The organism is Streptomyces plumbidurans (genome assembly GCF_019857225.1).
GTDB lineage: Bacteria > Actinomycetota > Actinomycetes > Streptomycetales > Streptomycetaceae > Streptomyces > Streptomyces plumbidurans.
On record NZ_JAFJSY010000017.1, the window covers coordinates 37,216 to 60,267 of the forward strand.

At 71.4% G+C, this 23,052-nt stretch carries 21 protein-coding genes and 1 tRNA gene; 8 read left to right on the forward strand and 14 right to left on the reverse strand.

All coding sequences use genetic code 11. The annotated features are described in order from the left end of the window. The first annotated feature begins 17 nt into the window (after positions 1 to 17). Positions 18 to 1,418 (forward strand): glutamate decarboxylase, encoded by a 1,401-nt coding sequence (gene gad / locus JYK17_RS14055; RefSeq protein WP_222810477.1) that lies wholly within the window; start codon positions 18 to 20, stop codon positions 1,416 to 1,418. 28 nt (positions 1,419 to 1,446) lie between these two features. Here gad and JYK17_RS14060 read toward each other — a convergent pair whose 3' ends face one another. From JYK17_RS14060 to JYK17_RS14075, 4 genes are all read right to left on the reverse strand, one after another. Further along, positions 1,447 to 2,088, reverse strand: a complete 642-nt coding sequence (locus JYK17_RS14060) for a PadR family transcriptional regulator (protein WP_222810478.1) — start codon at positions 2,086 to 2,088, stop codon at positions 1,447 to 1,449. A gap of 24 nt (positions 2,089 to 2,112) precedes the next feature. Next, the gene (locus JYK17_RS14065; protein ID WP_222810479.1) at positions 2,113 to 2,655 is read right to left on the reverse strand and encodes a DinB family protein; all 543 of its coding nucleotides are present in this window, start codon (positions 2,653 to 2,655) and stop codon (positions 2,113 to 2,115) included. Positions 2,656 to 2,788: 133 nt separating this feature from the next. Continuing rightward, positions 2,789 to 4,249: an aldehyde dehydrogenase family protein gene (locus JYK17_RS14070; RefSeq protein WP_108010936.1), complete on the reverse strand. Its 1,461-nt coding sequence runs from the start codon at positions 4,247 to 4,249 to the stop codon at positions 2,789 to 2,791. 134 nt (positions 4,250 to 4,383) lie between these two features. Next, complete coding sequence (locus tag JYK17_RS14075; RefSeq protein WP_504739974.1) at positions 4,384 to 5,220, reverse strand: Sco1979 family transcriptional regulator; 837 nt, start codon at positions 5,218 to 5,220, stop codon at positions 4,384 to 4,386. Positions 5,221 to 5,540: 320 nt separating this feature from the next. Between JYK17_RS14075 and JYK17_RS14080 the strand changes: the two genes are divergently transcribed. Further along, positions 5,541 to 6,053 (forward strand): ATP-binding protein, encoded by a 513-nt coding sequence (locus JYK17_RS14080; RefSeq protein ID WP_108010932.1) that lies wholly within the window; start codon positions 5,541 to 5,543, stop codon positions 6,051 to 6,053. Positions 6,054 to 6,145: 92 nt separating this feature from the next. Here the strand turns inward: JYK17_RS14080 and JYK17_RS14085 are convergent, their stop codons facing one another. From JYK17_RS14085 to JYK17_RS14100, 4 genes are all read right to left on the reverse strand, one after another. Next, positions 6,146 to 6,388 (reverse strand): DUF397 domain-containing protein, encoded by a 243-nt coding sequence (locus JYK17_RS14085; RefSeq protein WP_164932215.1) that lies wholly within the window; start codon positions 6,386 to 6,388, stop codon positions 6,146 to 6,148. 144 nt (positions 6,389 to 6,532) lie between these two features. Next, positions 6,533 to 7,066 carry an SRPBCC family protein gene (locus JYK17_RS14090; RefSeq protein ID WP_234547979.1) on the reverse strand — a complete coding sequence of 178 codons (534 nt, stop codon included), beginning with the start codon at positions 7,064 to 7,066 and terminating at the stop codon, positions 6,533 to 6,535. Further along, positions 7,063 to 7,416, reverse strand: a complete 354-nt coding sequence (locus JYK17_RS14095; RefSeq protein ID WP_108010930.1) for an ArsR/SmtB family transcription factor — start codon at positions 7,414 to 7,416, stop codon at positions 7,063 to 7,065. The genes JYK17_RS14090 and JYK17_RS14095 overlap by 4 nt, the downstream gene beginning before the upstream one ends. A gap of 10 nt (positions 7,417 to 7,426) precedes the next feature. Then, positions 7,427 to 7,813: a VOC family protein gene (locus JYK17_RS14100; RefSeq protein WP_128802593.1), complete on the reverse strand. Its 387-nt coding sequence runs from the start codon at positions 7,811 to 7,813 to the stop codon at positions 7,427 to 7,429. A gap of 236 nt (positions 7,814 to 8,049) precedes the next feature. On the opposite strand from JYK17_RS14100, the gene JYK17_RS14105 reads away from it, so the two are divergent. Both JYK17_RS14105 and JYK17_RS14110 read left to right on the forward strand, forming a co-directional pair. Continuing rightward, a complete protein-coding gene (locus JYK17_RS14105) occupies positions 8,050 to 8,598 on the forward strand; it encodes a hypothetical protein (RefSeq protein WP_108010926.1) in 549 nt (182 codons plus the stop codon). A 94-nt stretch (positions 8,599 to 8,692) separates the two neighbouring features. Next, entirely contained in the window at positions 8,693 to 9,247 is a 555-nt protein-coding gene (locus JYK17_RS14110) for a DUF4232 domain-containing protein (RefSeq protein ID WP_222810480.1), read from the forward strand. Between the two features lie 67 nt (positions 9,248 to 9,314). On the opposite strand, the gene JYK17_RS14115 is transcribed toward JYK17_RS14110, so the two are convergent. Next, positions 9,315 to 10,496: a DUF2786 domain-containing protein gene (locus tag JYK17_RS14115; protein WP_108010922.1), complete on the reverse strand. Its 1,182-nt coding sequence runs from the start codon at positions 10,494 to 10,496 to the stop codon at positions 9,315 to 9,317. Between the two features lie 242 nt (positions 10,497 to 10,738). On the opposite strand from JYK17_RS14115, the gene JYK17_RS14120 reads away from it, so the two are divergent. Then, positions 10,739 to 11,245: an aldo/keto reductase gene (locus JYK17_RS14120; RefSeq protein ID WP_234547980.1), complete on the forward strand. Its 507-nt coding sequence runs from the start codon at positions 10,739 to 10,741 to the stop codon at positions 11,243 to 11,245. An 88-nt stretch (positions 11,246 to 11,333) separates the two neighbouring features. On the opposite strand, the gene JYK17_RS14125 is transcribed toward JYK17_RS14120, so the two are convergent. Then, the gene (locus tag JYK17_RS14125; RefSeq protein WP_108010920.1) at positions 11,334 to 12,278 is read right to left on the reverse strand and encodes a S41 family peptidase; all 945 of its coding nucleotides are present in this window, start codon (positions 12,276 to 12,278) and stop codon (positions 11,334 to 11,336) included. Positions 12,279 to 12,446: 168 nt separating this feature from the next. Between JYK17_RS14125 and JYK17_RS14130 the strand changes: the two genes are divergently transcribed. From JYK17_RS14130 to JYK17_RS14140, 3 genes are all read left to right on the forward strand, one after another. Further along, a complete protein-coding gene (locus tag JYK17_RS14130) occupies positions 12,447 to 13,073 on the forward strand; it encodes a LysE family translocator (RefSeq protein ID WP_108011139.1) in 627 nt (208 codons plus the stop codon). 105 nt (positions 13,074 to 13,178) lie between these two features. Next, positions 13,179 to 13,913, forward strand: coding sequence for a Clp protease N-terminal domain-containing protein (locus tag JYK17_RS14135; RefSeq protein ID WP_222810481.1), 735 nt, complete (start codon positions 13,179 to 13,181; stop codon positions 13,911 to 13,913). 34 nt (positions 13,914 to 13,947) lie between these two features. Then, the gene (locus tag JYK17_RS14140; protein ID WP_222810482.1) at positions 13,948 to 15,639 is read left to right on the forward strand and encodes a bifunctional 3'-5' exonuclease/DNA polymerase; all 1,692 of its coding nucleotides are present in this window, start codon (positions 13,948 to 13,950) and stop codon (positions 15,637 to 15,639) included. 836 nt (positions 15,640 to 16,475) lie between these two features. Here the strand turns inward: JYK17_RS14140 and JYK17_RS14145 are convergent. The 4 genes from JYK17_RS14145 to JYK17_RS14160 form a co-directional block, all read right to left on the reverse strand. Next, entirely contained in the window at positions 16,476 to 19,649 is a 3,174-nt protein-coding gene (locus JYK17_RS14145) for an AfsR/SARP family transcriptional regulator (RefSeq protein WP_222810483.1), read from the reverse strand. Positions 19,650 to 20,054: 405 nt separating this feature from the next. Then, positions 20,055 to 20,948, reverse strand: a complete 894-nt coding sequence (locus JYK17_RS14150) for a glycosyltransferase family 2 protein (protein ID WP_108011135.1) — start codon at positions 20,946 to 20,948, stop codon at positions 20,055 to 20,057. 261 nt (positions 20,949 to 21,209) lie between these two features. Further along, positions 21,210 to 21,286, reverse strand: a tRNA-Thr gene (locus JYK17_RS14155). A 110-nt stretch (positions 21,287 to 21,396) separates the two neighbouring features. Further along, a complete protein-coding gene (locus JYK17_RS14160; protein WP_222810484.1) occupies positions 21,397 to 22,977 on the reverse strand; it encodes an alpha/beta hydrolase in 1,581 nt (526 codons plus the stop codon). Between the last annotated feature and the right edge of the window lie 75 nt (positions 22,978 to 23,052).

The window sequence follows — 23,052 nt, forward strand, 5'->3', positions numbered from 1 at the left end:
CACGAGGAGACAAGGTCATGGCGCTCCACAAAGGCCCGCAGAAGCCCGACGAACGCCCGATGTCGGTCAACCCCTTCTTCGGGGAGGCCGATCCGGTCGCGGGCATGACCGAGGCGCCCCCCAGGCACCGGCTCCCCGACGCCCCGATGCCGTCCATGACGGCGTATCAGCTGGTGCACGACGAGCTGATGCTGGACGGCAACTCCCGGCTGAACCTCGCCACTTTCGTCACCACCTGGATGGAACCGCAGGCCGGCGTCCTGATGGCGGAGTGCCGGGACAAGAACATGATCGACAAGGACGAGTACCCGCGCACCGCGGAGCTGGAGCGCCGCTGCGTGGCGATGCTCGCCGACCTGTGGAACGCGCCGGACCCGTCGGCCGCCGTGGGCTGTTCGACGACCGGCTCCAGCGAGGCCTGCATGCTCGCCGGGATGGCCCTCAAGCGGCGCTGGAGCAAGCGGAACCCGGCGCCGGGGGCGCGCCCGAACCTGGTCATGGGGGTCAACGTCCAGGTGTGCTGGGAGAAGTTCTGCAACTTCTGGGAGGTGGAGGCCCGCCAGGTGCCCATGGAGGGCGACCGCTTCCACCTCGACCCGCAGGCCGCCGCCGACCTGTGCGACGAGAACACGATCGGCGTCGTCGGCATCCTCGGCTCGACGTTCGACGGCTCCTACGAGCCCATCGCGGACCTGTGCGCGGCCCTCGACGCCCTCCAGGAGCGCACGGGCTGGGACGTCCCCGTCCACGTGGACGGCGCCTCCGGCGGCATGATCGCGCCCTTCCTCGACGAGGACCTGGTGTGGGACTTCCGCCTCCCGCGGGTGGCCTCCATCAACACCTCGGGGCACAAGTACGGCCTGGTCTACCCGGGCGTCGGCTGGGCGCTGTGGCGCGACAAGGAGGCGCTGCCCGAGGAGCTGGTCTTCCGCGTCAACTACCTGGGCGGCGACATGCCGACCTTCGCGCTCAACTTCTCCCGGCCCGGCGCCCAGGTGGTCGCGCAGTACTACACGTTCCTGCGGCTGGGCCGCGAGGGCTACCGGGCCGTGCAACAGACCACCCGGGACGTGGCACGGAGCATCGCCGAACGCGTCGAGGCGCTCGACGACTTCCGGCTGCTGACCCGCGGCGACGAGCTGCCCGTCTTCGCGTTCACGACGGCGCCGGGCGTGGAGTCGTACGACGTCTTCGACGTGTCCCGCCGGATGCGGGAGAAGGGCTGGCTGGTGCCCGCGTACACCTTCCCGCCGAACCGCGAGGACCTGTCGGTGCTGCGGGTGGTGTGCCGCAACGGCTTCTCGAGCGACCTCGCCGACCTGTTCGTGGAGGACCTGACCCGCCTGCTGCCGGAGCTGCACCGCCAGCCGCACCCCTGGACCAAGGACAAGACGGCGGCCACCGGCTTCCACCACTAGGGGACGCGGGAGGTCGGCCCGGACGTGATCAGCGCGCGTCTTCGGGGTGCACTCGCCCCGTCGCGTACGGGTTCTCCTGCCCGTCGGCGAGGATGCCGAGGAACGGCTCGCCCTCCCCGGAGAAGGTGTAGGCGCCGCCGCGGATCCGTTCGATGAGCCCGCGGGTCCACTCGGCGCCGGTGTCGGCCGAGTGGACCCAGAAGTTCATGATCTCGCCGATGTGGCCGAGCTGGCCGGGGCCGTCCTCGGGCGTGTAGTACTCCGTCACGGACTTGCGCCACGCCTCGATGCCGCGCACCCGCTCCTCCAGGAGCGCGAGGGCCTCCTCGCGGTCGAGGTCGACCATGAAGCCGAGCGCGGAGGTGAGCACGTCCGGCTTCTGGTCGTAGGAGACCAGCGCCGCACGCAGCAGCCGGAAGTACTCCTCGGTGCCCCGGCCGGTGATCTCGTACTCGGTGCGCGGCGGTCCGCCGGCCGTGGACGGCGCGATCTCGTGCGCGTGCAGCAGTCCCTGCTTCGCCATCTGCTTGAGCGCGTGGTAGATCGAGCCGGGCTTGGCGTTGGACCACTCGTGCGCGCCCCAGTACTCCAGGTCGCTCCGCACCTGGTAGCCGTGGGCCCGCCCGTGCCGGCGGACCGCGCCCAGCACCAGGAGACGGATCGCTGACATGGGGCCAGCGTAGGACCCTTGACGTCAGCTCACGCTCGTGCCCTGCTCCTTGGCCGCCAGCTCGAACGCGGTCGCGCCGTCCAGGGACTCGCGGATGATGTCGGCGTGGCCGGCGTGCCGGGCGGTCTCCCGGATCAGATGCAGGCAGAGCCAGCGCACGGAGACCCGGTCCTCCGGGAACCAGGGCTGGTCGGGCAGCGGGAAGGTGTCGTCGAGGCTCGGCACCGAGCGGACGTACGCCTCGGTCTCAACGGCGACCTTCTCCCAGTACGCGAACTGCGACTGAACGCTCTCGCCCTCGACCAGCCGGAACGTCTCGTGCCAGTTGGAGGCGTCCCGCTGGACGGCCGGCGGCTCCTGCTTGGCGCGCGCGATCCAGCTCTGCTCGACCTCGGCGGAATGCTTGAGCAGCCCGGACAGGGACAGCTCGCTCGCGCTCGGCCTGCTCGCGGCCTGCTCCTCGGTCAGTCCGAGCAGCGCGCGCCGGATACCGCCGCGCTGCTCCTCGATGAACGCGAGCAGCGCTCCGCGCTCGTCGCCCTGCGCCTCTGCGGGAATGTGAACCATGACCGGCCGCCTTTCGTCGGATCCTGCCGGGGGCTTCCCCCTGACACCGACGAAGCTACGGGCCCTTTAGGACAGGTTCCGTCCTAGAGGGCCCGCGCGATCACACCAAAACCGGAGGACTGGAACCGGAGGGCTAGAAGGGGAACCCGCTGCGGCCGTGCTGCACCGAGATCCACTTCAGGGTGGTGAAGCACTCGACGGTCGACTCGCCGTTCAGCCGGCCCACCCCCGAGCTCTTCTCGCCGCCGAAGGGGACCAGCGGCTCGTCGTGGACGGTGCCGTCGTTGACGTGGAACATGCCGGTGTCGATGCGCTTGGCGAAGGACACGCCCCGCTCGATGTCGCCCGTGTGCACGGCGCCGCTGAGGCCGTACGGCGTCTCGTTGACGAGGCGTACGGCCTCCTCCTCGCCGTCGAAGGGGATGAGGAAGGCGACCGGGCCGAAGACCTCCTGGCGCAGCAGGGCCGAGTCGGCGGGGACGCCGGTCAGGACGGAGGGCTCGACCAGGTTGTCGGTGGTCGTGCCGTGCACCAGGGCCGTGGCGCCCTCGGCGATCGCCTGCTCGACGGTGGCCGAAAGGGCGTCCGCCTGCTGGGAGTTGATGACCGGGCCGATGACGGTCTGCGGGTCGCGCGGGTCGCCGGCCTTGAGCGTCCTGACCTTGGCGACGAACTTCTCGGTGAACTCGTCCGCGATCGAGCGGTCCACCAGCACCCGGTTGGCGGCCATGCAGACCTGGCCCTGGTGGACGTAGCGGCTGAAGACCGCAGCGTCCACGGCGTAGTCGATGTCGGCGTCGTCGAGGACCACGATCGCGCTGTTGCCGCCCAGTTCGAGGACCGAGCGCTTGAAGTGCGAGGCGCAGACGGTGGCCACATGGCGGCCGACCTTGTCGGAACCGGTGAAGGAGATGACCTTCGGGATCGGGTGCTCGATGAAGGCGTCACCGATCTCCGCGATGTCGGTGACCACGACGTTGAGCAGGCCGCCGGGCAGGCCCGCGTCCTCGAAGATCTTCGCGACCAGGGTGCCGCCGGTGACCGGGGTGTTCTGGTGCGGCTTGAGCACCACCGCGTTGCCGAGCGCGAGGGCCGGGGCGACCGACTTGACCGACAGCAGGAAGGGGAAGTTGAAGGGGCTGATGACGCCCACGACGCCCACCGGCACGCGGTAGAGGCGGTTCTCCTTGCCGTCCACCGGCGAGGGCAGGATCTTGCCCTCGGGGCGCAGCGCCCACTGGATCGACTCGCGCAGGAACTCCTTGGCCAGGTGGAGTTCGAAGGCGGCCTTGAGGCGGGTGCCGCCGAGCTCGGCGATGATCACCTCGGTGATCTCCTGCTCGCGCTCCTCGATCAGCCGCAGGGCCTTCTCGAAGACGGCCCGGCGCGCGTACGGATTGGTGTCGGCCCACTGCTTCTGGGCGCGGGCCGCGGCCTGGTACGCCTCGTCGACCTCGTCGACGGTGGCTATCGTGATCGAGGCCAGCTTCTCGCCGTCGTACGGGTTGAAGTCGATGATGTCCCAGGAGCCGGTACCCGGGCGCCACTCACCGTCGATGTACTGCTGGGCCAGGTCGGAGAAGTACGACGACATGTGATCCCCAAATCACTAGCAGACACACGATCGACAACAGGGTCTGATCACTTGTCATCGTACTGTCGGCACAGGTGAGTTGGGGACTCTGTGCAATCTTCTGGGGAGAACCCCGGGAAAGTTGGCGGAGAAACCTAGGACAACTGGAGCAGGCCGCGCAGCAGATCGCGGCTCTCGTCCGGGCCGGGGCTCTCCTGCTGCAGCTCCTTCAGGGCCCTCTCGTACTGCGCTACGTCCTCGTGCTTGTCCAGGTAGAGCGCGCTGGTGAGCTGCTCCAGATAGACGACGTCGGACAGATCCGACTCCGGGAAGCTGAGGATGGTGAACGCACCGCTCTCGCCCGAGTGGCCGCCCAGCCGGAACGGCATGATCTGTAGCCGTACGTTGGGCCGTTGCGAGATGTCGATCAGATGCTCGAGCTGTCCGCGCATCACCTCGCGGTCGCCGTACGGGCGGCGCAGGGCGGCCTCGTCCAGGACGACATGGAAGTCGGGGGCGTGCTCGGAGACGAGGTTCTTCTGCCGCTCCAGCCGCAGCGCCACCCGCTTTTCGACGTCGGAGGTGCTCGCGCCCTGCATGCCCCGCCGCACGACCGCGCGCGCGTACTCCTCCGTCTGCAGCAGGCCGTGCACGAACTGCACCTCGTAGGCGCGGATCAGATGGGCCGCGCCCTCCAGGCCGACATAGGTGGGGAACCAGCTCGGCAGGACGTCGGAGTAACTGTGCCACCAGCCCGCGACGTTGGCCTCGCGGGCGAGGGAGACGAGCTGAGTGCGCTCCTGCTCGTCGCTGATGCCGTAGAGGGTCAGCAGGTCCTCGACGTCCCGCGTCTTGAAGCTCACCCGGCCCAGTTCCATCCGGCTGATCTTGGACTCCGAGGCACGGATCGAGTAACCCGCCGCTTCGCGGGTGATTCCGCGTGCCTCGCGCAGTCGCCTGAGTTGCGAGCCGAGCAGCATCCGCCGCACCACCGATCCGGGCTCTCCCACGCTCACGTTCGTCAGCCTCCCCAACGCTTCAGGGGCCAGAGTCTGCCACTAAAACACTCCGAGCAGTACTCGTCTGATTACAGATATGGAAAGAAGCCAAAGTTTCCGCGCAAGGGAGAGGAAGAAGTTGGCCACCAGAGGGAGAGAAGTTGGCGGAAAAAATGGCCCACAAGCGGGACGGGAACCCCCAATTCGGTCACGTGCACGTGCATCTGCACCTTGCATCTGCACCGCGCATCCGAAACCATGGTCCCGCGCCACCGCTGCATCGCAACGACCGCGAATTCCCGGGAGTGCCTCGCATGGGGACGAATGGATCGACCATGCTCGAGCCGTTACGGCAGGGCCTTCCGCCGCTTGATCCAGCGGCCGTGTCCAACGCCGCTTCCTGCGCCCTCCCCGCCCGCTACGAGGCCGTGCGCGAGGCGAGAGCCTTCACCCGCAGAATGCTCGACCAGTGGGAGATAGGCGAGCGCTTCGACGATGTGTGCCTGGTGGTCTCGGAACTCGTCACCAACTCCCTGCGGCACGGCCTGCCGGCCGGCACCCTGTGCGCCGCGGACCAGAGCCCGCCCGTACGGCTGCATCTGATGCGCTGGACCGAGCGGCTGGTGTGCGCCGTGCGCGACCCGAGCCATGCGAGCCCGGTGGCCCGCGAGGGGGCGGACGACTTCGCGGCGGAGTCGGGCCGCGGCCTGTTCCTCGTCGACTCCTTCGCCGACAGCTGGGGCTGGCACCCGATGGCGGGCACGCTCAGCGGCAAGGTCGTCTGGGCGCTGTTCCGGCTGCCGCACACAGCGAGGTCCGGTGAGTAGGACGACCGGGCGTTTTCTGACGCCCGGAATCTACGCGCGTCACCGCGTGTGAGGAACCGGTTGCCCCGAGTTGCCCCGGGGTCGGCGGGAGGTCAGCCCGCGATCAGGTGATCGAACTCGCCGTCCTTGATGCCGAGGAGCATCGCCTCGATCTCCGCGCGGGTGTAGACGAGCGCGGGGCCGTCCGGAAAACGCGAGTTGCGGACGGCGACCTCTCCGTCGGGCAGCCTGGCGAACTCCACGCAGGAGCCCTGCGAGTTGCTGTGCCTGCTCTTCTGCCAGGACACCCCGTTCAAATCCGTGGCTGCCATGCCGTTGTACACGTCCCGGTCCACAGGTCGCTCCCCGGTGGTGCGGTGGCCCAGGGGCCATTGATGCAGTAGTCAACTGCCCGGATCATAACCCTGTTCATGTGCAGATGCATGAGCAGATGCACGTGCACGCGGGGTGGTCCTGCGGTTACAGCTTTGACGCGTGCTTTACCCGACCCGTTCGAGCGTCTGCCCCAAAGCCTGCAGGACATGCGACCGCCAGCCGCCGCCCATGATCCGGCGCGCCATGAGCTGTGCCGGGTCGTCGGGGTCGAATCCCTCGTGCACTAGGAAGAGACGCGTACCGCGGCCTTCCTGTTCCAGCGTCCAGGTAATGGTCCAGTCCGCGGGATTGGCCGGATCGGCGTCGGCCCAGCGGAGGGACAGCATCCGCTCGATGTCGTAGGCGAGAACCTGCACGTCCACGACACCGGAGAAGTTCGTGTTGGGCCGGGGTACGGAGGTCAGGCGGTACCGGTGCCCCACCTCGAGACGGAAGTCCTCCGCACCCTGCATCTGCCACTGCACGAGCAGCGCCGGCTCGGTCAGGGCGCGCCAGACCTTGGCGGGCGGGTGCGGGAAGAATTGGTCGACGCGGATGACGGTGAGGTCGTCGGCGTCCGGGTCTTCGGGGAAGCCGTACTTCTCGGGGTCCTGGGAGGAGTCGTGGCCCTCGGGGACGCCGGGGTGTTCGGTGCTCATGACGGCTCATCGTCGGGAATGCGGTCGAGCAGTTCGCCGAGGCCCGTCAGCTGCTCGCGCCAGAACCGCTCGTACGGATGGAGCCAGTCCTGCACATCGGCGAGCGGCGCCGCCTCCAGGCGGTAGATGCGCTGCCGGCCGTTGCGCTGCTCGGAGACGAGACCGGCCTCCCGGAGCACCTTGAGGTGTTCCGAGAGGCTGGGGCGGCGCATGTCGAAGTGGTCGGCCAGCGCCTGGACGGGCTGCGGCCCCCCGTCGCGGAGCAGCCGAAGCACCTCGCGGCGGGTCGAGTTGGCGAGCGCGGCGAAGACGCGGTCCGCCTCCGCCGCGCGGGTACCGGTTGCGGTCATGCCCGCCTTTCTACTGGTGCGCCTCCGTCGGATGCGCCTCGGTGAGCAGCATCAGACCGTTGCCGTCGGGGTCCGTGAAGGAGGCCATGCGGCCCCACGGGAAATCGTCCGGACCCTGCACGCGGACCCCCGCCTCGGCGAGCCGGGCGCAGTCGGCGTCGACATCGGTCGTGACCAACATGATCCCCCGGCTCTCGCCGGGCCGGAAATCCCCCATCCCCGGACCGGAGAGCGTGAAGACGGTCTGCGCACCCTTCGGCGCGACCTGCAGCCAGCGCCCCTGGGGCAGGTCGAGGTCGGCGGTGACCTCAAAGCCGAGGACGTCCGTGTAGAAGCTCAGGGCGCGGTCCTGGTCGGAGACGGGGAGGGTGACGAAGGAGGCGTGAGTGATGTTCATGGGGACGACTATACGTAGGGTTTTTCCTACGCGTTAAGCGTAGGGAAACTCCTACACGTGGGGGCTGTGTGGTCTCCCCTGTGCACGGAGAGGGCGAGCGCGAGGGCGCAACTCCTGTCGGTAAATCTCACAGGCGCTCCCCATGGGGCGAGGGGGTGCTGCTGGTAGCTTGCTGCGGGCGTTCGGTCTCCCGGCCGGGCGAGTGGCCACCCCCTGCTACAGCTTGGGAGCTTCCAGTGACTACGGCGACCTTCACGCGTCCCTCTCGCACGGTGTCGCGCCGGCAGGTGCGGATCGCGGCGGCGGCCGCGGGTCTGGTGGGCGCGCTCGTGCTGACCGCGTGCAGCGGCGGCGACTCCGACGACGACTCCTCGTCCACGCCCTCCTCCTCCGCCGCGTCGAGCGCGGACACGGGCGGTGGCACGGGCGGTGGTACGGGTGGCAGCTCCGGCGCGACCACGGGCTCGTCCGACGACTTGCAGGGCAGCTGGCTCGCCACCACCGGCGGCAAGGCCGTGGCGCTGGTGATCAACGGCAAGCAGGCCGGGCTCTTTTCGACCGGCGGGACCGTGTGCAGCGGCACCGCGGGCAAGGAGGCCGGGATGAAGATGATCCACCTCACCTGCACCGACGGCAGCAAGGGCCGTACGACGGGAATGGTCGACTCGGTGACCAAGAGCGCCATGCAGATCACCTGGTCGGGCGGCACCGGCAAGGAGACGTACACCAAGTCCGCGGGCGGGTCGCTGCCTTCGGGGCTGCCCACGGCGAGCCTCGGACAGTAGCCGCCGGGGGGCGCGCAACCGCCTCGCGGGCGCGTGCGTGATGATCCATGCACGCGACCACCGGCGTCACGCCGCAGAGCACCAGAGGACCACCATGCGCACCACCTCCCTCACCGTCGCCGCTCTCGCCGCGGCTCTCCTCCTGTCCGGCTGCGACGACGGAGGTGATGGCGGTGACGGCGGCGGCAGTGGCAGCGGTGCCGACAAAGCCGGCGACGCGTGCGCACTCGCTCACACCGGCGTGCAGATCGCGGCGAGCGCCGCCCCGTCCGCCGGTGACTCCGGCACCGTCACCGTCACGCTCACCAACCAGGGCGCCGAATGCACCCTGAACGGCTTCCCGAGCGTCGGCCTCCAGGCGGGCGGCACGTCGAGCACCGTCCCTGCCGACAAGGCCGCCAAGGCCCAGAAGCTGACCCTCGCCAAGGACGCCACCGCCTCCTTCACGATCACGTACGTCCGGGGCGGCGCGGGCGCCACCAAGAGCCTCGCCGTGAAGACGGGCACGTTCACCCTGCCCGGCTCCGGCGACAAGCATCGCTTCACCTGGTCGTACGGCGATGTCGCCGCCAAGGGCGGCAAGGGTGGTACGGGCGGCGAGGGCGAGCCGAACGCCTCGGTGACCGCATTCCAGCAGGCCGGCGACTGACGCGCGGACGCCTCACACGTCTCACGGCGGACGCCACACCCGTCTCACGGCGGACGTCTCACACGTCTCACGGGAGCCGCGGCCGGGCTCCCGCCTGGGCCCGGTCCACCTGTGCCCGGTCCGCCGCCTCGGCGCCCTCGGTCCAGCCCGCCGCGTCGTTGACGCCGCGCAGCCGGGTCGTGGTCGTGCGCGGGAACATGCGGTCCGTGTGTGCCGTGACCGCGACCTCGCGGGAGGCCAGTACCGGGAGCAGGTCGTCGGTCACCTGCGTCTCGGCGGCCACCGAGAGGCGGGTGCCTATGCGGTGGGCGTAGGCCGCGAGGAAGGACTGCCGGAAGGTCTTGGTGCGCTTGCGGCCGCCCGCGCGCTGGGCCGCCTCCGCCCTGGTCATCGCCGTCGTGGCCTGTACCAGCAGCGAGGTGTAGAGGATCTCGACCGCCTCCAGATCTGTCTCGAAGCCGACGACCGTGGAGAAGCCCATCGGTTCGTTCCACACCGCGCGGCAGTGGTTGGCGGTGGCCACCGCGTCCAGCAGCACCGCCTTGGCCTGCTCGTACGGCGCCTCGACACCGATCCGGCAGGCGCCGGGGGCGGCGGCGGACGGCGTCCGGGCCGCGAGCAGCGCCTCGTCGATGCTGTGCCGGGCCATCAGCTCCTGCGCCTTGGCGGACAGCGCCTCCGCCTCCTCCGGGAACCCGGTCGCCTCGGCCTTGGCGAGCAGCGCGCGGATGCGGGTGAGCATGCGGGACTCGGAGCCACCGGACGCGGGGCCGCCGGCCTCGGGACTGGGCCGGTGCGTGGGCTCGTCGAGGGGTTCGAGCGGGGGCAGGTGCAGCAGTAGGCGGTACAGCTCCAGGACGGTGGTCGCGTGCGTGAAGCGGTCGGCGCGGGACGCCGCACCGGTGGACCGGCCGGTCGCTTCGGCCGCCTCGTCGGCGAGTTCGTCCAGCTGCGCGCGCCAGCGGGGACCACGCGGGCCGTCGTACGGCCGCTGCGCACGGATCAGCTCCGACGCCAGCCGCACGTGTACGTCGTCCAACTCGCGCCGCACCGTCCGCACCACATCGGCAGGCTGCCACCCGCGCCGCCAGGCCGCCGCGATGAACTCCTGCCCCCGGCGGGCGAGTTCGCCGTCCGCGGCAGGGTCCGCAGCCAGCAGCGACGCACCCGTGTCGAGGGCCGCGTCGCTCTCGGCGTACAGGGCGGCCCGAAAGGCGCGTTCAACGGTGCCGGACGTAGTGCTGCTCACCCGTCGATCGTGCCACGGGGCACTGACAGGCTGCTTCGACGGGCGGCGTTGACGGGTGGGGGGCGACCGGCGGGGGCGACGGCCGGGTTCGGATGCGGCTCGACTTCGAGCGCGCTTCAAGTCCTGGCTTCGCAGGCGTTCGTCCGTGCTCAAGGCACCGCCCGGTTCCGCCGGGCAGGAAGAGTGTTCGCGCATGATCACCCGAACCACGCTCGGCTCGCTGGCCACCATCGGTCGGGCGCTTGAGCTGGGCGCCGGGCCGTCCACGGCCGCCGGGACCAGGTGCAGGTGGCCACCAAGTTCGGCATCGACCGCAGCGCCGGCGACCGGTCACGCCGTATCCGCGGTGCCCGGGACTTCGTGCGCCGTACTCGCCACTGGGGCGGGGGTTTCTGACCGGCGCCCTGGACCGCTCCGCGCTGGGCGAGAAGGACTTCCGGCGCACCAACCCCCGCTTCGCCGACGAGGCCAACGAGAAGATCGCGCGGACCGTCCGCGAGGTGGCCGACCGGCTGGGTGCCACCCCGGCCCAGGTGGCGCTGGCCTGGGTGTACGCGCAGGCCGAGCGCCTCGGGGTGGCGGTGGCGGCCATTCCGGGCACCCGCAGCCCTGCCCGGCCGGAGCAGAACGCGGCCGCCCTGGAACTCACCCTGGACGCCGAGGCGCTGGCCGCGCTGGACCCGCTGAGCGACCAGGTGAGGGGCGAGCGCTACACCCCCGCGCACACCGCTGAGGTCGCCCGGGGTTAGCCGGTGGGCGCGACGCGCGCGACGTCCGGCCCGATGACGTCATCGACGTCGCGCCCACCGCTGACCTCGCCGGTGACGACCAGTCAGGTCAGTCGTGGAGCAGCGCCAGTGAACGGTCCAGCGCTTCCCCGGCCTCGCAGGGGACGTCCGGGAGGACGCCGGTGCCTTCCCAGTTGGTGCCGGAGACAGGGTTGATCGCTCGGCCGACGGGGATGGTGGCCTCCAGGTTCGGGTGGACGGTCCAGCCCTCGCGGGGGTGGGCGCCGCCGCGGGTGGGCTCGCCGACCAGGGCCGCGCGGCCCAACTGCTGGAGGTCGTAGGCCAGTTCCTCGGCTGCGGAGAAGGTGTCGGGGCCGGTGAGGACATGGAGTGGCTTGCTGCCGCCGAAGCGCGGGCCGGGGACGTGCGGCTGGGTCCAGGACTGGTCGTAGCGGTCGCCCTCGCGCGCGTACATGGTGTTGAGGTGGGTGCGCTCGTCCAGGAGGTGGCTGCAGACGAACGCGACGGTGTCCGGGTCGCCGCCGCGGTTGCCCCTGAGGTCGAGGATCAGCGCGTCGGCGCGTGCGACCAGGGTGAGCGCGGCAGAGAGCGGCTCGGCGGACCATTCGAGAGGGAAGAGCGCGGGGGCCAGTTCGAGCAGCGCGGTCCCGCCGGTCAGCAGCTGCACGCGCGGGACGCCGCCCAGGGAGGCCTCGAATTCGCGGCGCATCTTGGCCAGCGCGGCCTCGCCCCGGCCCTGCGGCACCTTCTCGGGGTGGTACGCGAGCCGCAGATGCAGATCGCCGTTGAGCGACTGCAGATCGGCGGTGACCAGGGCGCCGAGCTCCTCGGCGGTCGGCACGTCGTACGCGCCCTCCGACAGCCGCCGGCGCAGGAGCGCGGCCAACTGCTCGGCGACGTCCGGGAAGACGTAGTGCTCGGTCAGGAGCCTGGCGGTCTCGTCGACTACGGCCGGAACGTCGGTGACGGGTACGGGAGTCGGCGTCGGGGCGGCGGCTGAGTCCGAGGGCTGCGTGGTCGTGGTCGTGGTCATGGCAAGTGAGTCAATCACCGTGCACCCGCTCCCCACACGGCGTTTTCCCCGGGCTCGTCCCACTCCCCTCGCCCCCTCCCTCATCTCCCTCCCCTCGTCCCACTCCCTTCGTCTCACTCCTTGAGAATTCGGTCGCTTCCGGCTGCCGTCGGTTCAAGCATGGCCCCCATGGTGGACATGTCTTCGTACGCGGCCTTCCTCGTCGCGGCCTTCGCGCTCTGCATCACGCCCGGCCCCGACATGATGTTCATCGTGGCGATGGGCGGGCGGGGCGGGCCCGGGACCGGGGTACTGGCCGCGTTCGGCGTGGCCTGCGCGATGTTCGTGCACACGGTCGCCGCGGCGCTCGGGCTGTCGGCACTGTTCCTGGCCCTGCCGACGCTGTACCACGTGCTGCGCTGGGCGGGCGCGGCCTATCTGCTGTATCTCGCGGTCAAGGCGTTCCGGGACCGTTCGGTTCCGGTCGAGGAGGAGACGCCGGCCGGGCCCGGGCGGCGGCGCGCCTTCTGGCAGGGTGCCGTCACCAATCTGCTCAACCCCAAGGTGATCCTGTTCAACGTCTCCTTCCTGCCGCAGTTCGCGGACCCCTCACTGGGGCATGTCCGCGAACAGTTCCTGGTGTTCGGGCTGACGATCACGGTGATGGGGTTCTGCGTGGACGGCTCGATCGGCCTGCTCTCCGGCAAGCTCTCCGCCCTGCTGCGCCGCAGCCGCCGGGTGGCGCGCGGGCTGAACATCTTCAGCGGCACGGTGTTCACGGGTCTGGCGGTGCGGTTGGCGGTGACGCCCAAGTAGGCAGCGCCGAGGTGGGTGACGCCGACGTAGCGGCACGCGCGCGTGGACCGGAGTGATCGTCAACCTCGGGTTGACACTGCAGGGGTGTCAACCTACGGTTGACACATGTCGACGAACCCGATCCCCGCGTCGTCCGTACGACTCGACGACCTCATCGCTGCCATCAAGAAGGTCCACTCCCAGCCCCTCGACCAGCTCCAGGACGCCGTCATCGCCGCCGACCACCTCGGCGAGGTGGCCGACCATCTGATCGGCCACTTCGTGGACCAGGCCCGGCGCTCCGGGGCCTCCTGGACCGACATCGGCCAGAGCATGGGGGTCACCCGGCAGGCGGCGCAGAAGCGGTTCGTGCCCAAGGAGTCGGCCGAGCTCGACCCCAGCCAGGGCTTCAGCCGCTACACCCTGCGCGCCCGCAACGTGGTGATGTCCGCGCACAACGAGGCCAAGGCCGCGAGCAACGCCGAGGTCGCGCCCGCTCACCTGGTCATCGGCCTGCTCGCTGAACCGGAGGGCCTGGCCGCCAAGGCGCTGGTCCAGCAGGGCCTCACCCTCGACTCGGTGCGCGAGGCGGCGACCGCCGCGCTGCCGCCGGCCGCCGACGAGGCGCCCGAGCTCGTTCCGTACTCCTCCGACGCCAAGAAGGTCCTGGAGCTCACCTTCCGCGAGGCCCTGCGCCTCGGTCACAACTACATCGGCACCGAGCACATCCTGCTGGCCATGCTGGAGTTCGAGCACGGCACGGGAGTGCTCTCCGGCCTCGGGGTCGAGAAGGCACCAGTGGAGGCCGAGCTGGTCAAGGCGCTGGAGAAGTACCTGCAGGCCCCACCCACGCAGGCCTGACGCCGTTGTCAGACCCCCCTGCGACACTCACAGCATGACCGGTCGCTGGGCACTGGCTCCGGCCGAGGACGGTGGCGTGGAGATCGCCCCCCTCGGCCCGGACGGCCTGCTCGCCGGACCTGTCCTGTGGGAGCCCGACCTCGCGACGGCCGTGCGGGCCCGGCCGGAGGTCGTCCGCTGGGTGTGGCGCTCCACGGCCGAGGTCTATCCGCGCCTGCTCGCCACGGGCGTGCGAGTGGAGCGGTGCTACGACATCGAGGACGCCGAGACCCTCCTCCTCGGCCACGAGGGGCGGTACGGCGAACCCCGCTCAGCGGCCGCCGCCCTGGCAAGGCTGCGCGGCGGCCCCGTACCGCCCGACCCGCCCCTGCGCTCCGCCGACCCCGGCGCGCAGTCCTCCCTCTTCGAACCGCGCGCCGTCCACCTCCCGCTGCCCGACCTCGTCGCGGTCTACTCCGAGCAGCAGCGCCGGCACGACGCCACCACGCACCCCGACCGGATGCGGCTGCTGACCGCGGCCGAGTCCGCGGGCATGCTGGTCGCCGCCGAGATGAACCGCGCCGGGCTGCCCTGGAGCGCCGACGTGCACCGCCAGGTGCTGCACGAACTGCTCGGTGAGCGGTATGCGGGCGGCGGCGAGCCCCGGCGCCTGGCCGAGCTGGCGGACGAGGTGTCCGCCGCCTTCGGCCGCAGGGTGCGGCCCGACCTGCCCGCGGACGTGGTCAAGGCGTTCGCGCAGGCCGGGATCAAGGTCAAGTCCACCCGGCGCTGGGAGATCGAGTCCGTCGACCACCCGGCCGTCAAACCCCTGCTGGAGTACAAGAAGCTGTACCGCATCTGGGTCGCCCACGGCTGGTCCTGGCTGCAGGACTGGGTGCGCGAGGGACGGTTCAGGCCCGAGTTCCTCGCGCACGGCACGGTCACGGGCCGCTGGGTCACCAACGGCGGGGGCGCCCTGCAGATCCCCAAGGTCATCCGGCGCGCGGTGGTCGCCGACCCGGGCTGGCGGCTCGTTGTCGCGGACGCCGACCAGATGGAGCCGCGCGTGCTCGCCGCGATCTCCCGCGACCCCGGCCTGATGGAGGTCGCCGGGCGGGAGAGCGACCTGTACCAGTCCGTCTCCGACCGCGCCTTCTCCGGCGACCGCGCCCAGGCCAAACTCGCTGTGCTCGGCGCGGTCTACGGCCAGACCTCCGGCGACGGCCTGAAGAACCTCGCCGCACTCAGACGCCGCTTCCCCAAGGCGGTGGCGTACGTCGACGACGCGGCCCGCGCGGGCGAGGAGGGCCGACTCGTACGGACCTGGCTGGGGCGTACCTGTCCGCCCGCGGCCGGGACGGGCGACGACGCCACCGAGGAGGCCGGCCTCCCCCAGGACGACACCGCGCACACCCCCGCGGACACCGAATGGGTGCCGGGCTACGCCTCGACGAACACCCGCGCCCGCGGCCGCTTCGCCCGCAACTTCGTCGTCCAGGGCAGCGCCGCCGACTGGGCCCTGCTGCTGCTCGCCGCACTGCGGCAGACCTGCGCGGACATGGCGGCCGAACTGGTCTTCTTCCAGCACGACGAGGTGATCGTGCACTGCCCCGAGGAGGAGACGGACCAAGTGGTGGCGGCGATCCGGGACGCGGCGGAGCTGGCAGGCCGGCTGACCTTCGGACAGACGCCGGTACGGTTCCCGTTCACTACGGCGGTGGTGGAGTGCTATGCCGACGCCAAGTGAGGGGATGGGCTGCGCCCGGCTAGCGATGAAACGGCGCGCGGCCGGGCGGGGAGTGAAACGGCGGCCGACGGCCAGGCGGGCGGTGCAAGCAGCGGGCGACGGCCAGGCAGGCGGTGAAACGGCGGGCCGCCCGGCAGACGGGTGAAACGGCAGGCGGCAGCCAAGCAGGCAGTGAAAGCAGCGGGCCGCAGTCCGGCAAACGGTGAAACAGCGCGGCAGCCCGGCAGAGTGTGAAGGGGCGGGCCGCCGCCCGGCAGGCGGTCAAACCGCGGGCCGCAGCCCGGTGGGCAGTGAACGGCAGGCCGCCGCCCGGCAGGCGGCGCAAGCAGCGGACGGCAGCCCGGCAGACGGTCAAACCGCGGCCCGCAGCCCGGCAGGCGGTGAAACGGCGGGCAGCAGCCAGGCAGGCGGCGCAAGCAGCGGACGGCAGTCCGGCAGACGGTCTAACCGCGGCCCGCAGCCCGGTGGGCAGTGAACGGCAGGCCGCCGCCCGGCAGGCGGCGCAAGCAGCGGACGGCAGCCCGGCAGACGGTCAAACCGCGGCCCGCAGCCCGGCAGGCGGTGAAACGGCGGGCAGCAGCCAGGCAGGCGGCGCAAGCAGCGGACGGCAGTCCGGCAGACGGTCTAACCGCGGCCCGCAGCCCGGTGGGCAGTGAACGGCAGGCCGCCGCCCGGCAGGCGGCGCAAGCAGCGGACGGCAGCCCGGCAGACGGTCAAACCGCGGCCCGCAGCCCGGTAGGCAGTGAACGGCAGGCCGCCGCCCGAAAGACGCTCAAACCGCGGGCGGCAGCCCGGCAGAAAGTAAAACCCACGAGCCGCCGCCCGGCAGACCGAGCTCACCGGGTGGCCGCGCCGCCCAGCAGCTCCCTGAGTTCGGCGACCACCTCGTGCTCGTCCGTGCCGTCCAGGGCGTCGAGCGCACCGCGCCACTCTTCGTACGCCTCCTGCGCGCGCCCCTTCTCCCGCAGCAGAAGCCCGTGCTGGTGGCGGGCGAGAGCGCCGGTGTAGCGGTCGGCGCGGGCGTCCGCCCCGCGGAGCAGTTCGGCGCACTCGCCGCCCGCCCGTTCATGGTGGCCGAGCAGCCGCAGGGCCCGCACCAGGCCGAGCCGGCTCTGCGACTCGCCGTGCCAGTCGCCGTGGCCGCCGAGGATGCGCAGGCTCTCCTCGAAGTGGGATACGGCGGCGGCCGGTTCACCGAGGGTCAGATGGGCGTAGCCGATATTGCAGTGCGCGGAGTGCTGCACGATCACGGCGCCGAGCCGGTCGCCGAGGGCGAGCGAGCGCCGGTGCTGGTCGATGGCGGCCCGCGGGTCGGTGTGCTCGTAGAGATTGCCCAGGTGGCTGTGGGTCACGGCCTCGCCGTGCGGGTCGTTCAACTGCCGTGAGTAATCGAGGCTTTGACGCAGGGCCTGCTCCGACTCCGCGTAGCGGCCGAGTCCTTCGAGCAGCAGGCCGCGGTTGTTGAGGCAGCGGCGCAGCCGGGAGACACGGCCGAGCCGGCGCCAGATCGTCAGCGCCCGGTCGTTGAGGGCGAGGGCCTCGCTCTGCCGTCCGGTCAGGAAGTGCAGTCCGGCGAGGTCGCCCAGCGCGTAGCCCTCGGCGGCCTCGTCACCGAGCCGCCGGGCCAGGCGCAGGGCGGCCCGGCCGAGCACCTCCATCTCGGCGACCCGGCCGCTGCGCTGCACATACGGGTAGAAGAGCCGTATCAGCGTCGAGAGGCGGGCGGCCCTGCGGTGATCGATGTCGTCCGGGTCGTCGGTGTGCCGCTCGACCAGCGTGACGACGTTCTCCAGCTCGGTGTCGCCCCAGGCGAAGGCCTGTCCAAAGGATTCGAAGACGGGGAGGGCGGCGACATGCGCGGCATGGTCCGGCGGCTGTGCCGCGGTCGGGCGGCAGCGTTCGTCGTGGTCGGGGCCCGGCTCGACGATCGCGACGAAGGCGCGCTCCGCGGCGGCGGCGTACCAGGTCAGGGCGGAGTCGATGGCGCCGGCGCCCCCGGCCAGTTCGCGTGCGTAGTCGCGGACGAGGTCGTGAGGGGCGTAGCGGCCGTACGCCGTCTCCTCCAGGAGCGCCACGTCGACGAGCCGGTCCAGCGCGGCCTCGGCGCGACGCGCGTCAATGCCGACGAGATGGGCGAGCAGGGGTGCGCCGTACGCGGGCAGGTCGAGCGTGCCCAGACCGCGCAGCACCAGCGCCGCGTCCCGGTCGGCCTCTCGGCTGGAGGCGGCGAGCGCGTCATGGGCGACGGCCAGGGAGCGGCGCACGCTCAGGTCGTCGTATTCGAGGTGGTGCAACCGTCCCCCGGTGGCGGCCAGTTGACCGGCGAGTACGTCCGGGGTGAGCGCATGGCGCGCGGCGAGCCGGGCGGCGACGATGCGCAGCGCGAGCGGCAGGCGGCCGGTCAGTTCGACGAGACGGTGGCCCGCGTCCAGGGCGTCGCGTCCGGAGGCCGCCCGCAACAGCGCGGCGCTCTCCTCGTCGCTCAGCGGGGCGAGCGGGAAGCGGCGGGCGCCGTCGAGGGCGGCCAGGGGCGAGCGGCTGGTGACGATCACGGCGCATCCGGCACCGCCCGGCAGCAGCGGGCGCACCTGAGCGGCGTTCGCGGCGTCGTCCAGCACCAGGAGCGTGCGGGTCGGGGCGAGGAGGCTGCGCAGCAACGCGGCGGCCGCGTCCGGGTCCTCGGGGACGCGGCGGGGTTCGGTGCCGAGGTCACGCAGGAGCGCGGCGAGGGCCTGGGCGGGGGTGAGCGGGGTCATGCCGGGGGTGGCGCCGTGCAGGTTGATGTAGAGCTGACCGTCGGGGAAACGGTTCTGCAACTGATGTGCCACGTGGAGCGCGAGCGCACTCTTGCCCACGCCGGCCATGCCGCTGATCACGACGTGGCTGCGCTGGTCGAGGAGGGTGTGGCGTACGTCGGACTGTTCGGGGGTGCGGCCGGTGAAGTGGGGTGGGGGTGGGGGGAGTTGGGCGGGAGCGGGGCTTGGGGACGGGGTGGGGGCCGGGGCGGAGGCTGCGGGTTGGCGAGGGGGCACCCGGGCGTCGGGCGGATCCGGAGGCCCATGGGCGCCGCCGGGCTTGGTCCCGGTCACGGCCTGGTCCTTGTCCTCACGCTCGCCCTCGCGCTCGCCGCCGACGGCAGCAGGGGGCCGCACAGGCGCACGGGTCCCCTGCAGTACCTCCGCGTGGGCCTCGCGCACCAACCGCCCCGGCTCCACACCCAGTTCCTCCACCAGGCGGGCGCGCAGATCGCGGTGCACGGCGAGCGCCTCGGCCTGACGGCCGGTGCGGTGCAGGGCGAGCATCAGCTGACGGTGATATGCCTCGCGCAGCGGATGTTCGGCGGTCAGGGCGGCCAACTCCGGTACGAGACCGTCCAGTCGGGCGCCGCCGACGGCCAGCCCGGCGTCGTAGCGCCACTCCAGGAGGAGCAGCCGCGCCTCCTCCAGGCGCTGGACGAAGGCGTATCCGCCCAGCTCGGCGGGGAGCCCGCTGAGCGGGGTGCCGCGCCACAGGGCGAGGGCTGCGGCACCTTCGCGTACGACCCCTTCCCAGTTGTGGGTGATGTGCGCGCCGCGCGCAGCGGCGACATGACGCTCGAAGACGTGCACGTCCAGCTCGCCCTGTTCGACCCGCAGGACATACCCGGGCGGCACCGCCCGCAGCCGCTCCGGGTCGTCGAGCAGACGGCGGAGCCTGGCCACATGGTTGTGCAGCGAGGCCTGCGCGGAAGCGGGCGGCGCGCCACCCCACAGCGCGTCCTTGAGCGACTCGACGGAGACGACCCGACCGGCTTCGAGGAGCAGGGCGGCGAGCAGGGCACGGACTTTGGGGCTGCCTACGGGCTTGAGGTGGGGGGTGACGGGGGCGTCGGCGGTATCGGTGTCGCGGGTGCCGGTGCCGGTGCCGGTGTCGCGGGAGGTGCCGGTGCCATAGAGGTCGCCGGTGCCGGAGTGGACGTCGTAGAGAACCGGCGGCCCGAGCAGTCCGAACCGCAGCTCGTGCCGCCTCACGCCGCCCACTGCCTTCCCGTGTCCCTGGCGGATTACCGCCCTTGTCACAGCGGTTTCCCGCCACCCGTTTCCTCGGCGAGCTCCGCCGGAATTCCGCTCCCGTAACGGCCTACCGGGGCCCAGGACCGACAGCTTCGCGCCAATCGTCCGAGGCCAAAGCGGAGGGCCGTTGGCCACATGTTAGCGATCCGTTGGTGCGACCTGATGTGATCACATCATCGGATCTGGCCCGGGGGTGCGCGCGTACGACGCGCAACTCGGGGGAGTGACGCCGCCGTGGCCGGATCCGGGGACGTAAGAGGGTCCCGGTCGGCGGAGGTGAACGACCGGGCCCCGGTCCCACCCGGGCCCGTATCCCCGTACGACAGACAGCCCTCCGTACGACGGACGGCCGGTGTCGACGGGTCAGACGACCGGCGGTCGCCCCAGTCGCGAGAGCCGCCACACCGTCCGCCAGCGCATCGGCCGACGCTCGCCGGCCGGTTCCCGAAGACCTTCCACGAATCCGCCGAACCAGGCCCGCAGCCCGGCCCGCGACCGGGTCCGCAGGAGCGTGAGCAGAGTCCAGACGCCCAGGTGCACGGGGATCAGCGGCCAAGGGAGGCGGCGGCGGACGAGCCACACCCGGTTGCGCGCGTTGACGCGGTAGTAGATGGCGTGCCGGGCGGGTGAGGTCTTGGGGTGCTGGAGGAGCAGCTCGGGCGCGTACAGGATCCGCCAGCCGGCGTCGGCGGCCCGCCAGGCGAGGTCGGTCTCCTCGTGCGCGAAGAAGAACTCCGCGGGCCAGTCGCCGATCTCGTCGAGCATGGCCGTACGGAAGCCGTGGCCGCCGCCGAGGAACCCGGTGACGTAGCCGCCCTTCAACGGGTCGGAGGCGCCGAGCCTGGGCACATGCCGCTGCTGCGTCTCACCGTGCTCGTCCGCGATGCGGAAGCCGACGATGCCGAGCTTCGGGTCGGCCGCGAACAGGTCCCGGACCCGGCGCAGCACATCGGGGTCGACGAGCAGCCCGTCGTCGTCGAGTTCCACGACGATGTCGGTGTCCCCGAACTCCCGCAGTTTCGCCAGCGCTTCGTTGCGCCCGCCGGGGCAGCCGAGGTTCTCGTCGAGTTCGACGAGCGTGACCTCGCCCGGCAGCGACAGCCGCTCGGCGAAGTCGGGCAGCGTGCAGCCGTTGCCGACGACGACGATCCGCGCGGGGGCAAGATCCTGTTTGGCCACGGACTCCAGCAGGGCGTCGACCTCGTCGGGCCGGTTCCCCATGGTCACCACCGCGACCGCGACCCTCGGCGCTCCCAGGTCCCCCATGCCCTCACCCCATCCCGGCCGCCGACAATCCCGGGCGCGATGCTAGCCGTTAACGATAAGGACTTCCTGAGTACGCCGGATCTTACCGAGCGCTAGATCGACGTCACCCGGCTGCACACCCTCGGACAGACCGGGGCCCGAACGCCCCCGGACCGCGCCGCAGACCGCCCGCCCGCAGCACCGGACGCCCCTGAACCGCCTCCAGAAATGCCGAAAACCCAGGTCGAATAGGATCTGACCTGGGATTTCAAGTGGAGCCGCCTTCGGGATTCGAACCCGAGACCTACGCATTACGAGTGCGTTGCTCTGGCCATCTGAGCTAAGGCGGCGCGCCGTGCGCACTATGGTGCGATCAGCAACGTCGGTAAGTCTACACAGTTTCGGGGGGTGCTCCGTACCGGCCCCGGGTGGGGGCAGCGCGGGGCCGGCCGAGGGGGTTTCAGCAGCGCTTTCCCTTGGCCGGAGGGGTGCCGCGGAGCAGGTAGGTGTCGATCGCCGAGTCGATGCAGGTGCTGCCGCGGCCGTAGGCGGTGTGGCCGTCGCCGACGTAGGTCAGGAGGCGGGACGAGGTGAGCTGGCGGGACAGGGACTGGGCCCAGCGGTACGGCGTCGCCGGGTCGCGGGTGGTGCCGACCACGACGATGGGGGCGGCGCCCTTCGCCTGGATGCGGTGCGGCCCGCCCGTGGGCTTCACCGGCCAGTACGCGCAGTTCAGGGAGGCCCAGGCGAGGCCCGCACCGAAGACCGGGGACGCCTTCTCGAAGGCCGGGAGTGCCTTCTCCACGTCCTTGGGACCGGCGAAGGCGGCCGGCAGGTCCAGGCAGTTCACGGCGGCGTTGGCGAACATCAGGTTCGAGTAGCGGCCGTCGCCGTCGCGCTCGTAGTAGCTGTCGGAGAGTACGAGCAGGCCCGCGCCGTCGTTCTCCTTCATCGCCGACGACAGTGCGTCGCGCAGTTGCCCCCACGACTCCTCGTCATACATCGCCGCGATGACGCCGGTGGTGGCGAGGGCCTCGCCGAGCTTGCGGCCGTCGGTGTCGCCGGTGGGGATGGGGTGGGCGTCCAGCTTCCTGAAGAAGGCGCTGAGGTTCCTGCCGACCTGGGCGGGCGTGGTGCCCTTGCGGCCGAGCGGGCAGTCCCGCTGCCGTACGCAGTCCTTCGCGAAGGACCGGAAGGCCGTCTCGAAGCCCGCCGTCTGGTCGAGGTTGAGCCGCCGCGCGGACAGCGTGGGGTCCATCGCGCCGTCCAGGACCATCCGCCCCACCCGTCCGGGGAACAGCCCGGCGTACGTCGCCCCGAGGAAGGTCCCGTACGACGCCCCCACATACGTCAGCTTCGACTCGCCCAGCGCCGCCCGCAGGATGTCCATGTCGCGGGCCGCCTCGACGGTGGAGACGTGCCGCAGCAGCTTCGCCGAGTGCTGCCGACACCCTTGCGCGAACTTCGTGTAGGCGCCGACCAGTTGGCCCGTCTCCCCCTTGTCGTCGGGCGTGGTGTCCGTCTGCGTGTAGGCGTCCATCTGCCAGCCGTCGAGGCATTCGACGGGCTCGCTGCGAGCGACGCCGCGCGGATCGACCGCGACCATGTCGTAGCGGGCGCGGACCTGCGCCGGGTAACCGATGCCGGCGTACTGCTGCAGATACTCGATCGCCGAGCCGCCCGGACCGCCCGGGTTCACCAGCAGCGAACCGAGCGGCTTGCCCTTGCCGGTGGCCTTCTTGCGGGCCACGGCCAGCCGTACGTCACCGCCGTCCGGCCGGTCGTAGTCCAGCGGCGCCCTCATCGTGGCGCACTGGAAACCCGGGACTCCGCAGCTGCGCCAGCTCAGCTTCTGTCCGTAGTACGCGGAGAGGGCGGACGGTGTCGCCTGCGGCAGCGCGGCCAGCGCCGCCTCGGCCGCGGGCTCGCCGGTGTCCGCGCTGCCGCCGGAGGAGCAGGCGGATACGAGCAGCGCGGCCGCGGCGAGGAGGGCGGCGGCGGTTCGGGGCCGACGGGGACGGGAGCTGCGCCAGGAGTACATCTGGCGAGCGTAACTCTGTGCAGTCGACCGGATGCCTTCCGTGTCCACCGTGGCTCGTACGAATTACGGCGTCAA